At 61.3% G+C, this 12,512-nt stretch carries 13 protein-coding genes; 5 read left to right on the top strand and 8 right to left on the bottom strand.

Annotation, left to right across the window (positions count from 1 at the left end):
• The first annotated feature begins 409 nt into the window (after positions 1-409).
• The 3 genes from RI03_RS20240 to RI03_RS22440 all read left to right on the top strand — a co-directional run bounded on the left by RI03_RS20240 (position 410) and on the right by RI03_RS22440 (position 2,842).
• Complete coding sequence (locus tag RI03_RS20240) at positions 410-1,060, top strand: BON domain-containing protein (protein ID WP_010219556.1); 651 nt, start codon at positions 410-412, stop codon at positions 1,058-1,060.
• A 174-nt stretch (positions 1,061-1,234) separates the two neighbouring features.
• Entirely contained in the window at positions 1,235-1,657 is a 423-nt protein-coding gene (locus tag RI03_RS20235) for a BLUF domain-containing protein (RefSeq protein ID WP_010219555.1), read from the top strand.
• Between the two features lie 180 nt (positions 1,658-1,837).
• Complete coding sequence (locus RI03_RS22440) at positions 1,838-2,842, top strand: response regulator (protein WP_051007320.1); 1,005 nt, start codon at positions 1,838-1,840, stop codon at positions 2,840-2,842.
• Between the two features lie 106 nt (positions 2,843-2,948).
• Here RI03_RS22440 and RI03_RS20225 read toward each other — a convergent pair whose 3' ends face one another.
• The 7 genes from RI03_RS20225 to RI03_RS20200 all read right to left on the bottom strand — a co-directional run bounded on the left by RI03_RS20225 (position 2,949) and on the right by RI03_RS20200 (position 9,846).
• Positions 2,949-3,572 (bottom strand): response regulator transcription factor, encoded by a 624-nt coding sequence (locus RI03_RS20225; RefSeq protein ID WP_010219551.1) that lies wholly within the window; start codon positions 3,570-3,572, stop codon positions 2,949-2,951.
• Positions 3,565-5,244: a PAS domain-containing sensor histidine kinase gene (locus tag RI03_RS20220; protein WP_238542477.1), complete on the bottom strand. Its 1,680-nt coding sequence runs from the start codon at positions 5,242-5,244 to the stop codon at positions 3,565-3,567. Before RI03_RS20220 ends, RI03_RS20225 begins: the two co-directional genes overlap by 8 nt.
• A gap of 19 nt (positions 5,245-5,263) precedes the next feature.
• Positions 5,264-5,404 carry a hypothetical protein gene (locus RI03_RS24220; RefSeq protein WP_170318434.1) on the bottom strand — a complete coding sequence of 47 codons (141 nt, stop codon included), beginning with the start codon at positions 5,402-5,404 and terminating at the stop codon, positions 5,264-5,266.
• 80 nt (positions 5,405-5,484) lie between these two features.
• The gene (locus RI03_RS20215; RefSeq protein ID WP_010219548.1) at positions 5,485-6,393 is read right to left on the bottom strand and encodes an NAD(P)/FAD-dependent oxidoreductase; all 909 of its coding nucleotides are present in this window, start codon (positions 6,391-6,393) and stop codon (positions 5,485-5,487) included.
• Positions 6,390-7,865 (bottom strand): FAD-dependent oxidoreductase, encoded by a 1,476-nt coding sequence (locus RI03_RS20210; protein WP_010219547.1) that lies wholly within the window; start codon positions 7,863-7,865, stop codon positions 6,390-6,392. Before RI03_RS20210 ends, RI03_RS20215 begins: the two co-directional genes overlap by 4 nt.
• Positions 7,866-8,033: 168 nt before the next feature.
• Entirely contained in the window at positions 8,034-9,017 is a 984-nt protein-coding gene (locus RI03_RS20205) for a zinc-dependent alcohol dehydrogenase family protein (RefSeq protein WP_010219546.1), read from the bottom strand.
• A gap of 10 nt (positions 9,018-9,027) precedes the next feature.
• Positions 9,028-9,846 carry a universal stress protein gene (locus RI03_RS20200; protein ID WP_010219545.1) on the bottom strand — a complete coding sequence of 273 codons (819 nt, stop codon included), beginning with the start codon at positions 9,844-9,846 and terminating at the stop codon, positions 9,028-9,030.
• A 270-nt stretch (positions 9,847-10,116) separates the two neighbouring features.
• Here RI03_RS20200 and RI03_RS20195 point away from each other — a divergent pair, with 270 nt between their 5' ends.
• Positions 10,117-11,157, top strand: coding sequence for a sensor histidine kinase (locus RI03_RS20195; RefSeq protein WP_010219544.1), 1,041 nt, complete (start codon positions 10,117-10,119; stop codon positions 11,155-11,157).
• 196 nt (positions 11,158-11,353) lie between these two features.
• Here RI03_RS20195 and RI03_RS20190 read toward each other — a convergent pair whose 3' ends face one another.
• Positions 11,354-11,812: a hypothetical protein gene (locus tag RI03_RS20190; RefSeq protein ID WP_010219542.1), complete on the bottom strand. Its 459-nt coding sequence runs from the start codon at positions 11,810-11,812 to the stop codon at positions 11,354-11,356.
• A gap of 499 nt (positions 11,813-12,311) precedes the next feature.
• On the opposite strand from RI03_RS20190, the gene RI03_RS25185 reads away from it, so the two are divergent.
• On the top strand, positions 12,312-12,443 hold the full coding sequence (locus RI03_RS25185) for a hypothetical protein (protein WP_274517576.1): 132 nt from the start codon (positions 12,312-12,314) through the stop codon (positions 12,441-12,443).
• Positions 12,444-12,512 lie beyond the last annotated feature (69 nt).

Raw genomic sequence — 12,512 nt, 5'->3', positions numbered from 1 at the left:
TGCCATGGCTCTTGGGAAAATACGGCTCGAGCCGCGCCATCTGCTCGTCGGTCAGCCAGTACAGGTCGCTCATCCTCGGTCTCCTCACGGAGCCTGAATCAGATCGAGCCGCTCAGATCAATGGGTCCTGACCCTAGCTTCAGGCGCTGCTGGCGACGTTCGTGCTGGAGATTTATGAGAGACCTGACAACACCCAGGCTCTATACGACGACGATGCAAGAGGGGTGACAAACATCACCGGGTGGCTGATCTCACGATATTAGATATATCATACATTATATTTATTTACCCGCGCGAGTCCACATGACGGGTAAAGTCATCATCGCCTGAACTGCGTAGTTCCCGATGGTACCGCAAAAGGTAGTGCGAGCGTAGTGTTGTCGGACCATCCCAAATCTGGAGACAGACTATGTCGAATGACGATCAACTGCAGCAGGTAGTATTGGCTGAACTCAAATGGGAACCCAGCATCACCGCCGCTCATATCGGGGTGACCGCTGAGAACGGCACCGTTACCCTAACCGGCCACGTCCAGAGCTACGGTCAGAAGAATGCCGCCGAACTGGCGACCGGCCGCGTCAAGGGCGTCAAAGCCGTTGCCGAGGAAATCGAGGTCCGTCTTCCCTTCGAGATCAAGCGCGACGATGCCGACATCGCAGCTGCTGCAGTCAATCGGCTCGCCTGGGATACCGGCACGCCGCGCGACTCCGTGCAAGTGAAGGTCGAGAAAGGCTGGCTGACGCTCACCGGGCAGGTCATCTGGCACTTCCAGAAGGAAGCCGCCGAACGTGAAGTCCGAAGTCTGATGGGCGTACTCGGCGTCTCGAACCAGATCACGATCAAGCCTCACGTCGATACCGCCAATCTCAGCGACGATATCCAGCACGCCCTTCACCGCTCGGTCTTTTTTGATGCGGAGGAGGTTCATGTTACCGCGCAGGACGGAAGGGTCAAACTGACCGGAACCGTCGGGTCGTGGCTGGAGCGTCAGACAGCGGCGTCGACCGCCTGGGCAGCGCCCGGCGCCACGTCGGTCGAGAACGACCTGATCGTCGTCTGATCTGCTACGATCCGGCGTCCGACACCATTGGCTGCTGGATCGATGACCTTACGAGGGTGGGCCGCGTTCTTCATCGGAGCGACCCACCCCGTATCGCCGCTCGCGCGATATCGCGACTGAACGCCGCAATGACTGCGCAAAGCCGGCTCTTGGCGTGGGAAGGACGGTAGACAAATGAGCTTACTGTCCTTGCTCCACGTCAGTCGCAGCACCGTCAATGCCTCGTGTGCAGAGGCGGCGGTCGCGGACATCGTCGAAAAGGCGCATCGAACGAATCCCCAGATGGGCCTGACGGGTGCGCTGATCTTCACCGGATCGAACTTCGCTCAAATCTTGGAAGGATCTGTCGAGGCGGTCGACTGGATAATGACATCGATCATCACCGATCCCCGACACACAGGCATCATCGTCGCCGATCGATCTCCTATCATCGAACGTCGCTTCGCCAAGTGGAGCATGGCCTATTCCGGTCGCGTCCAATTCGTGGATCGTCATGTCCGCGAGCTTCTCGACGCCCCGCTTGCAAAAAGCCGCAGCCCGTCTGCTAAGCGCCTTGCGAACCTGATTCATCAATTCGCGGTGCAAAACGCGGGTTAAATCGTATTTCTCCAAATCGGTCCGCGATCAGCGATCCCGACCAACGCTGCTTGCGGAGAGGAACCTCGATCCGAAGGCAGGGTACGATCCGGAAAGACCGGGACGATGCTGAGATACAGCTTAATGTGCTTCGAACAAGAAGCCGTTTCAGGAACCTGTTGTCGATTGTTAGGACACATAATGACGAGCAAGCCTCGAACGAAGAGGCGAGTTGTCATCATTGATGACTCGCGAACCATGCAGGCGATACTGGAGAACGCATTCAGCGAACGGGAAGATTTCAGCGTAGTGGGCGTGGCAGGGGATGCGCAGTCTGGGGCTGATATGATCACCCTTCTCAAACCCGAAATCGCGACGATCGACTTGTGTATGCCCTATATTGATGGAGCGGCCCTGCTGGAGATGATCGGATTTCCCTGCCGGACCTGCGTCATTGTCGTCTCGGACAAAGCCGCCAAGAACGTCATGATTTGTGCCAAACTGAAAGAGCGAGGGGCGTCGGCCTGTTTGAGCAAGCATGAGCTTGCCGACGATCCGGGTCGTTTTTTCAATAGCATGAATGCAACTTATAGCGCTTTTCAGCATGATTGCGCCCGCACCATCGCGGCTGGGCGTCCTGAACCGAAAGCCGTCGTAAGACGGTCGACGCTCGGAGAACGGGCATGTATCGAATTCGGTTTCCCCGTGCCAACGGATGAAGATCGTCGCCTGGACATCCTCGGCCGCTCCCAACTCGCCAACGCGGTGCACGAGCGCAAGTTCGACTTGGTCACGAAGCACCTTGCGGTTGCGACCGGTTTTCCGGTCTGCCTGCTGACGTTCATCGACAAGCACACGCAATGGATCAAGTCGGCCGAGGGCATCGCGGTCGAAAGCACGCCCAGAGAGCAGGCATTCTGCAACTATACCATCAGTCAGGACGGCACGTTCGTGGTCGCCAACGCGGCGGAGGACAGCCGGTTCGCCGCCAATCCGATGGTTACGGGGGCGCCTTACATCCGAAGCTATGCCGGCCACCCTGTGCTCGCGAGCGACGGCACCCGCATCGGAGCGCTGTGCCTGATCGACGTGAAGGCGCGCGTAATCTCTCCCGGTGCCCTGCGTCAGCTCTCCAGCATGGCAGACATTGTGTCGGAAATGATCGACTGCCAGCTGCCGAAATCAGCACGACTGGCCAGAACCTGAGGCATATTAGGAAATCGCTATGCGCCAGTCAGACTAAGTCGCTCTACAGCTTGTCGATCATCGCTCATCGGTGCGATCAGCATTTACGGATGAGGGGCGTCGGGCGTTAGACTGCTTCGCCTAGGCCGGCTGCAAAGGCGATCCGCAGCACATCCGACAAGCTACGTGCAGACAGCTTCTCCATCAGGTTGGCACGGTGAGCCTCGACGGTTCGCATCGAGATCCCGAGATCAAACGCGATCAGCTTGTTTGGCCGCCCGAGCACCATTCCGTTCAGGACATCGCGCTCCCGAGGCGACAGCGCTGCCAAGCATACGACCGCCTCGCTCGCCGCGAGTTGGCTGCGATCGTTGCGGCGGGCCTGATCGAGGGCTTCGTCGACCGCTTGCAGCAGCGCTGACCGCTCGAACGGCTTCTCAAGAAATTCAATCGCTCCTGCCTTTACGGCACGCACAGCGAGCGTGACGTCGCCGTGACCTGTCAGCATGATGACCGGTAGCATGATGCCCTGCGCGCCCAGACGCGCTTGAACCTCAAGTCCATCGATCTCGGGCATCCGGACGTCCAGCAACACGCATCCTTGCGTTGCACGGGTGGTGGTCTTCAAGAATTCGGTGCCCGAGGAGTAGGTCTCCACAACATGGCCCGCCTTGCGCAGCATGAAGCCAAGGGATTGACGGATCGCGTCGTCATCATCGACGATATGGATGGTGCGTGCAGGATCAGACAATCTCGTCTCCTATCGCTGGCTCGTCTCCTGCGAGCGGCACGCAGAAGTGGAACGCCGTTCCACCACCCGGTGCCGCCTCCGCCCAGATCCGGCCGCCATGCGCTTCTACGATCGTGCGGCAGATCGACAGACCAAGTCCCATGCCGTCCTCCTTCGTCGTCGCGAAGGCCTCGAATAGCCGGTCGCGGATGTCCGGGTCGAGGCCAGCGCCCGTATCCGCGACGGTGACCCGCACCCACCCTGCACGATCGGGTGCCGTCGCGATCGTCAGCGTCTTGGTCAGCGACGCGGCCATCGACTGTATCGCGTTACGGATCAGATTGACCAGCACCTGCTGGATCTGGACCCGGTCGACCCTGACTTTGTCGAGGCCAGCGGCAATCGTCATGACCACTTCGATTCCCGCCTCGTGCGCGCCGAGCAGTCCCAGGCTGGTCGCTTCCTCGACGAGCTCATCGAGCCGCTCGATCTGGAAGCCGGTATCGCCGCCATCGACGAAGGCACGGAGCCGGCGCACGATCGTCCCTGCGCGAAGCGACTGCGCGGCGGCAAGGTCGAGCGCCTCAGCGATCTCGCCAAGCAATCCGTCGTCGGTATCGCCGATCATCGCGCGGGTCGTCTCGAGATAGTTGGTAATCGCCGTCAGCGGCTGGTTGATCTCGTGGGCGAGCGTCGAGGCCATCGTGCCCATCGCGCTCACGCGCGAGACGTGGATTAGCTCGGACTGGAGTTCCTTGACCTTGCGCTCGGTCCGCTGGCGATTGGTAAGGTCGCGGACGAAACCGGTGAAGATGCGCTCGCCCGCGATCACCGCCTCGCCTACCGCCAGTTCGATTGGGAAGATCTCGCCGTTGGCGCGCTGCGCAGTGGCAATGCGGACCTGGCCGATGACATGCTGTATGCCGGTCCGCAGGTAGCTGCGCATGTGATCGTCATGATTTCGCTGTTCGCTTGGTGGCATGAGCATGTCCACGTTGCGCCCGACAACATCCGCTTTCGCGTAGCCAAATACCTGCTCGGCAGCCGTGCTAAACGACGTCACGATGCCGTCTTCGGCCATGACGATCATCGCGTCGGGCACGGTGGCGAGGATCGATCGCAGATGATGCTCGCGTCGTACCAGCGCCGCTTCTGCGGCCTTCTGATCCGTGATGTCCCGGATCACCTTGCCGAATCCACGCAGTTCGCCGGCATCATTTCGTAGTGCGGTGATCGTAACGTTGGCCAGGAATTCCGAGCCGTCCTTGCGGATCCGCCAGCTTTCTTCCTCGATGCGCCCGCGGGCTGATGCTCGCGCTAGATCGTCGGCCGGCTTACCGCCAGCAGCGTCCTCGGGCAGGTAAAATTTTGCGAAGTTCGAACCGATAATTTCTACTTCGGTCCAGCCCTTGATTCGCTCCGCGCCGAGGTTCCAGAGCGTCACGCGACCTTCTGGGTCCAACATGTAGATCGCATAGTTCGTTGCCCCGTCGATCAAAAGCCCCAGCTCCTCCGCCATCGCCGCATTTTGACGTGCGGTGGCATCAGCGGCTTCTCGAGCAGCATAGGACCGGTCGCCACTCATACCGGAGGTTCGACTGGTCGAAGGGCGTAGCAATGGCTCATCAAAACGTCTGCCTTTGGTCCGGCACGTTCCCGAAGCGTCGGCAACCCGTAACCCGTCAACGTTCAACGGGGCTATTTGACCCATGTTAGGCGAACGGCTTCATAATCGTTATCGCGCACTCGCCGATCAAAACCATTGCTAGCACACCACCACCGATAGAAACCCTATGATTCATTGCGATCAGCGGCTCGAGATACTTTTGAAACGCCTGGGTCATGGTCGCCATCTCTTTCTCTTCAGTCGGAGATGTAGTCGGCTTTCCAGGGACGACGTCATATTGTGGTTTCTACACATTTACGCGATAATTTAGGCTACTGATCTCGCCAATCGATTATGGATCGCAGTCGCGGCGATAGCGGCTTCGCCCTCGGCTACGGCGATCTGATTAAGGCCGCGCACCAGATCGCCAGCCGCGAAGAGACCGCGGGTCGTTGTTTCCTGGTGGTCATCGGTGAGGAGCCGACTGGCGGAGTCCACCTTTGCGCCGGCCTCGATCGCCAACATGGTCTGGGGGACGATACCGAATGCCGAATAGACCATGTCGAAACGGTGTGGGAGTCCATCGCCAACGCCCACCGCCGTCACACCGTCGAGCTCGATCGTGACCGAGCCGATCGCGACGCAGTAGGTATCGACGTTCGCCGCCAGCAGCGCGGAACGCGTTTCGGGTTTGAGATCCGCATCGTCGAGGGGCAGCAACAAGCTGACGTGCGACGAGAAGGTTCGCAGGAACAACGCTTCGGCGGCGGCATGCTCTCCGTCGCCAAGCACCGCAATCGTCTTGCCGATCGCCTCGAAGCCATCGCAGATGGGGCACGTGCGGATGAGACCGTTCTTCACGGCATCTGCGACATGAGGGAGGGGCGGGTTGTTCTCGATCACACCCGCCGCGAGCAAGACCGTACGCGCGACAATGGTGGTGCCGTCCATATCGGCGACGAACAGGTCATCTGCAGGGGGGTGCAGTCGCTCGACTGTGCCGTGCTTCAAAACTGCGCCATATTGACGGGCCTGGTCGCGCATCCGCTCCAGCAGGGCGGCTCCTGAGATGCCTTCGGAGAAGCCTGGCAGATTATGGCTGAGGGTGATCCACTTGGCGCGGCTCCATCCCTTGTCGATGACCAGGGTGCTTCGTCTGAACCTTCCCAGGTAGATCGCGGCGGTCAACCCGGCCGGGCCGCCGCCGATGACGAGGCAGTCGAGGATATCGGTCACGACTGGGAAGCGCCGCTGTCGGATATACCTTGCGCCGCGTTGCGTCCCGCCACCCGGCCGAAGGCGAAGCATTCCGCGATGTTGCCGCCGCCCTGATAGAGGAACGAGTAGATCGAGCCGAGTTCACCTGCCGAGAAAAGCCGACCGATCGGTTCGCCATCGGTGCCGACGATCTGCGCCTGAGCGTTCCGCCTAGGTCCGCCCTGCGTGTTCACGAGCGCCGGCGTCAATTCCATCGCATAGAACGGGCCGGTCTCGATGGGCGCGAGCGTCGCCCGACCCCGACCCCAATCTGGATCGTCACCGTCTTTTGCCGACGCGTTGAAGCGCGCGACGGTGCCTTCGAGCGCTTCGGCAGAAACGTCAATCAGGCTGGCCAGTTCGCGCACTGTTCCCGCGGTATTGATCCAGCCTTTCGCCACCTCGCGAAGATTGTCGTCGCTCCAATCGTACCGGTTGCCATGACTGACGTCCCAATCCGCATCCGCCTTCCCGATATGTCCGGCAGTCCGGTAAACTTCGTCGAATATCATGTAGATCGGCAGGGGCAGTGTTTGCTGGCCCCATTGGCCATGTCGCTTGACCTTGCCATGGGCGTCGCCAACCGAGCACGGCTCGCCCTCCATCGTGAACCGGGTGCCGTCCGCGCCGACGAAGATGTAGCTCTGCCCATGGGGCAGGTTCAGCCACTGGGCGACCGGGATTTCCTCCGCCTTGAAGGACAATATGGGCCCGGAAACATTGTTCATGTGCCACAGGTCGGCGCCGATCTCCTGCGCCATGCGGATGCCATCGCCCGTGTTGTAGGGCGAGCCGACCGGGAATACCCTGGGCAGCCCGCTTACATAGTTGCGGATCATCGCGGGATTGTTCTCGAAGCCGCCGCAGGTCAGAACGACACCGCGGTTAGCCCGGATCGCGACGCGCTTTCCCTGCCGTTCAGCGATGACGCCGAGGATTTCCCGCTCTTCCTGGACCAGATGGATCACCGCCGTCTCGTACCGCGTATCAATGCGGCGCGCTTCGACCGAAGCTTCGATCAGGTTCCACAACCGCTCACCGCCGATAGGCCCTTCACCGTTCAATAGGACCCTGACGCATTCGGCGCCTGCGAAATCGGGGAACTCGACATAGGGGATCTCGACGGGCGTCATCCCCAAGCCCTCGAGCCACGCCTTGTTCGCGAACATCTCTCTGGCCCAGACGTCCAGCATTTCTTCCGGGATGTCGTCCATGAATGGGCCGGCCATCGCCCGGAAGTACGCCTTGCCCTTGTCGACATCGTCCGGCCAGAACACGATGTTGGCGGAGACACGGCTGTTTCCGCCCTTGTGAATTTCCGGCGCCTTTTCGAGCAGCAGCACCTTGGCTCCAGCGTCATGGGCCGTCATGGCCGCCGTCGCCCCGGCAAAGCCGTAACCGACGACGACGACGTCCGCCTCTTCGTCCCAGTGTAGTGGCGCCAGGGTCATGATGGTTGCCTCGGAAAGGGGGATCGCGGCCTGGATCGGCTCGGGACAGCAGGAATTGGGATCGTCACACGTTCGATCAACGCGACGCTGACTACCCAATATGCGGGCGGTCCGAGCCCATCGGGAACTACGCACTAGCCGCTAACAGCAACCTCGCTCGCTGCGGCGTCAGGGAAGGAGGACGGCGGCGCCGTCGAAGCGGCCCTCACGCAGGTCCCCGAGCGCTTCGTTCGCCTGCTGCAGCGGATAGCGATGGATCGTGGTGACGATGCCGATCTCCGGGACCAGCTTCAAAAAGGTCAGCCCATCCTGGCGGGTGAGATTGGCGACGGATGCGATCTCGCGCTCTTCCCACAGCTGGCTGTACGGGAAACTAGGGATATCACTCATGTGGATTCCGGCGCACACCACCCGTCCGCCCTTGCGGACGGCCTTGAGCGCGAGCGGCACCAGATCGCCGACGGTGGCGAAGAGGATAGCGGCGTCGAGCGGCTCGGGTGGCATCTCATCGGACCCGCCAGCCCACACCGCGCCCAGTGACCGAGCGAAGTCCTGCGTCTTCAGGTCGCCCGGCTTGGTGAACGCATAGACCAATCGACCCTGCCACGCGGCGACCTGCGCGACGATGTGGGCAGACGCGCCGAAGCCGTAGAGGCCGAGCCTCCTTGCCTTGCCGGTTTTTCCAAGTGATCGCCAGCCGATCAAACCCGCGCAGAGGAGGGGAGCAAGTGCCGCGTCGTCACCGTCCTCGCCGAGCGGGAAGGCATACCGCGCGTCTGCCACCACCGCGGTCGCGAAGCCACCGTCGCGGGTGTAGCCGGTGAAGAGCGGCCGATCGCACAGATTCTCCGCGTGCATCCGGCAATAGGGGCAGACGCCGCAGGTATAGCCCAGCCACGGCACGCCAACGCGTTCGCCGATCCGCAGTGCGTCGACCCCCGCGCCGAGCGCGTCGATGCGCCCGACGATCTCGTGGCCCGGTATGATCGGCACCTGTGGCGCCGCCAGCTCGCCGTCTACCACGTGGAGATCGGTGCGGCATACGCCGCAGGCCGACACCTTGACCCGGATCTGTCCTGGGCCTGGCTGGCGATCCGGTAACTCGCTCCACTCTAGCGGGCGACCGATCGCCTTCAGGATCATCGCATGCATGATGGCGGGCTCAGTGAGACAGCAGCGTACAGCGCCGCTCGTGCAGCAACAGGTCGCGGGTGACGCCACCGAAGGCCCATTCCCGAATGCGGCTATGCCCATAGGCGCCGGCTACGACGAGATCCGCCTCGATTTCGGTCGCGATCGCCGCCAGCGTCTGCGAACCGGACCCCTTCATCCGCGAGACGATGTGGTCCGCGCCGATCCCATGCCGGTCTAGCCAACCAGCAAGGTCTTCGATGCCTTCACGCGCGCCAACGGGATCGTTGCTGGCTTCGACGAGCGTCACACGGTCGGCGCCATGGAGAATCGGCAGCGCGTCCGTAACCGCGCGCCGGCATTCGCGCGTGTCGGTCCACGCTATGACGACATTGCGAAAATCCCCCGTGACGTTGGCGTGCGGGACGACCAGCACGGGACGGCCGGCGCGCAGAATCAGGTCGCCGGTGTCGGCATGCGTAGAGAGGTCGCCCGGCACCGGCCCCACGCCAGTGATCAGCAGGTCAGCGCAGCGCGCCTGCGTCGCGATGGTATGCGCGACGTTCTCCAGCGTCGGGATCGATCGCCATTCGAGAACATGGGATCGCAACCCGGCGTGGGCGTGGAATTCGACCTTCGCGTGCGCCAGTTCGTCGTTTACGATGTCGCGCTCGAGCACGGCGAACTGGCCGTCCATGTATCCGTCTGCGACGCCGAGCTGGACGGGTTCACACGCCGCGATTCCAATCACCCTGGCATCGTATTGCTTCGCAAGCGTTGCCGTTACGTCCAGCACGGCCGCGTTCGGTTGCGCGCCATCGAGATGCACCATCAAGGTCGAATAGGTCACGCCTGATCTCCCGTGTCGCTGCATTCGCGATCACTTCATCCGTTCCTGGGGAATTTGAGGCGGAGAGGGCAGGATCGGAAACTACGCATCTCCACCGTCGGAGCGCAACTGTCGACCAAGCGTAGGACGTCCTTCCCGATGCTTGCCAGCACCACCATGGAATTGTCACCACTGCTGATTGTCCTGAACGGGTTGCGCCTGAGGCGGTGGCCGTGTGATCGCGATTAAAAGCCTTTCGGACCCATAACCGTGGGCTCTTTACACCGCAGCGTGATACATGATCGGCATCAACCGGAGGAATACCCTATCACCGAGAGCCCCGACGATCGCGTTTCATCATTCTGGGGTGCCAAACGGCTGAGGCTCGCCGTCGAGGCAGCGGGCGTTGCTCTCTGGTCCTGGAACGTCGACAACGATTTGTTCGAGATGGACGATCGGGCGTTCGAACTCTGGGGCGTCACGCCCGGTGGGGCGGTAACGTTCGAGGATCTCTCGGTTCATATCCATCCATTGGACAGGGATCGGGTACGCGCTGCGTTCGATGCGACGCGCGCGGTTCTGGGCGCTTACGAGATCGATTTTCGCATCATGATCAGGGACGACGTGCGATGGATTTCCGCGCGCGGAAAGGGCGACGACATCGGTATCGTCGATCGCGTGATCTTCGGCATCTTCCTCGACGTCAGCGCCCGAAAGCAGGCCGAGGAGAGCCATGAACTGCTGGCTGGGGAGATGAGCCACCGGGTCAAGAATTTGCTGGCGATCGCATCGGGTTTGACGGAAATCACGGCCCGGTCATCGAAGTCTGCACCCGAAATGGCCAAGGCATTGACTCAGCGACTGGTCGCCCTCGGTCGCGCTCACGACCTGACACGACCCGTGCCGGGCGGTAACGTGGACGGTGCTTTGCTGGGTGACCTGCTCGCCGTCCTGCTTGCCCCTTATGATGACGAGGGCGCCTTTAGCGGACGTGTGCGTGTCGCCGTGCCGAGGATGCGCGTCGGCGAACGCGCTGCGACCACGCTCGCGCTGGTGATTCATGAGCTTGCGACCAATTCGCTGAAGTACGGCGCGCTTTCGACCGCGAGTGGCACTCTTGATCTTTCGCAGCGGATCGAGGCGCAAGGCTTCGTACTTCTCTGGACCGAGCGGGGCGGGCCGCCAGTGATCGCTCCGCAAGGCGCCGAAGGCTTTGGCAGTACCTTGATCAAGCGCAGCATGGCCGGACAACTTGGCGGTTCGATCGAGTACGACTGGTCAGGCGAGGGCGTCGTCATCGCCCTCCGGATCGATCCGGCTCAACTTGCCTGATACGTGACTTGTGTAGCGCCGGACCTCAAAGCGTATGAGGAGCACGCAAAACCAGAGCTTCGCGACCCGACCGTTGCCATCGTCCGGATTACCCGGACGACGATCTGCAGCACGGACCTGCACATCTGCAGGGGCGACGTCGCCTCGGTCCGCGAGGTTCTCAACAACAGCCACTGAACGTTTACCGCACTCGCCTTCAGGGGTCCTGCGGCATCATGACGCTGACGTGCGGCATCTCAAGCTGCAGGCAGAGGCCCATAGCTGGTGTCACAGAATCCAGAACGTCGATACGGCGCACCATGATCCCATCATCAAGCAGCAGGTCGTGCGCAAGGATCTGTCTGATTGGCACGTTGACCAACGCCATCGCGGTCGACGGCAGCGTTGCTGCATGCGCGTTTATCCGGTCGGCCGGAAAATGGTAGAACGTCTGGGGTGCAAGCCTGATGACGCAACGTAGGCCATCCGGAGGCAGGTGCGCCTGGATGGCGATCCGTCGATCCGGTGAACGTAGCGCCTCGTCCTGCCAGATGGATCCGACCTGAATACGCATCAGGAACGCCGGGATCGATACGTCGACCGCGGCGAGTGCAGCAATAAGGACAACGGGCAGATCGATGGCTCTACCTTGGTAAGATCGCTTTGCCGGCGTCATAGCGGCTTCGCACAGTTCCAGCAGAACGTGGTCACCGCCTGAGCGCCAATGTGTAAACCGGCGGTGGGATTCATGCGTCGGGCTTGTAGATGATCGAGAGGGACGTCGACGCGGTAGTGCTGGCACCGTTGGCCGGATCGTCGCGGCCGGACGCGATCGCCGCCAAGAGAAGATGCTCGGTCAGTCTGAATGCTCCAGACTTCAGGACCATCTCGCCCCAGTTCGTTCAGCAGTCTGTCCGACCGTGCATCCACCGGTAGATCCGGTCTCGAAGGTAGGCCTGCGAACAGGCCCACTATCAACTAATGTCAGACATCGCCGTTCGAAGGCCGGCTACAAATTAGGACCGGGTGACGGGAATCCGTTCCACAATACGAGAGCGCTAGAACCCACGGAGATTCGCAGCTCTCGGTTCGTCCGAACGCACCTGTGCTAAAGGTTGGTGCACAGTTCAAAGCACATTTTTGGATGTCCGCAGTTTCGGAAATCGAAAGGGCAAATGGTGCAATCGGGTGGAAAACGGAATCGGCTGAAGCAGTCGGCCGGGCGTCGGCGCTCTGCCGCCAGGGCGGAGCAAAACCAGGCCACCGAGATCATCGACCTTGAAACCGGCGAGATCACCACCGCCTGATCGACGACGACAACGATATGAAGATGGCCCCGATCGGGGCTATCTTCATATCGTCAGGCCCGCATCAAC

Origin of the sequence: Sphingomonas sp. PAMC 26621 (assembly GCF_000251145.1) — a bacterium.
In the GTDB taxonomy this organism is placed as follows: domain Bacteria; phylum Pseudomonadota; class Alphaproteobacteria; order Sphingomonadales; family Sphingomonadaceae; genus Sphingomonas.
The sequence above is the reverse complement of the archived record's forward strand: the minus strand, read 5'-3'. Positions and strand labels throughout refer to the sequence as shown.

What these genes read in the sequence shown, in the direction of transcription:
- RI03_RS20240 (WP_010219556.1), top strand. Translation starts at nt 410, where the DNA reads ATGTCGAATGACGATCAACTGCAGCAGGTAGTATTGGCTGAACTCAAA.
- RI03_RS20235 (WP_010219555.1), top strand. Translation starts at nt 1,235, where the DNA reads ATGAGCTTACTGTCCTTGCTCCACGTCAGTCGCAGCACCGTCAATGCC.
- RI03_RS22440 (WP_051007320.1), top strand. Translation starts at nt 1,838, where the DNA reads ATGACGAGCAAGCCTCGAACGAAGAGGCGAGTTGTCATCATTGATGAC.
- RI03_RS24220 (WP_170318434.1), bottom strand. Translation starts at nt 5,404, where the DNA reads ATGGCGACCATGACCCAGGCGTTTCAAAAGTATCTCGAGCCGCTGATC.
- RI03_RS20210 (WP_010219547.1), bottom strand. Translation starts at nt 7,865, where the DNA reads ATGACCCTGGCGCCACTACACTGGGACGAAGAGGCGGACGTCGTCGTC.
- RI03_RS20205 (WP_010219546.1), bottom strand. Translation starts at nt 9,017, where the DNA reads ATGCATGCGATGATCCTGAAGGCGATCGGTCGCCCGCTAGAGTGGAGC.
- RI03_RS20190 (WP_010219542.1), bottom strand. Translation starts at nt 11,812, where the DNA reads ATGACGCCGGCAAAGCGATCTTACCAAGGTAGAGCCATCGATCTGCCC.
- RI03_RS25185 (WP_274517576.1), top strand. Translation starts at nt 12,312, where the DNA reads ATGGTGCAATCGGGTGGAAAACGGAATCGGCTGAAGCAGTCGGCCGGG.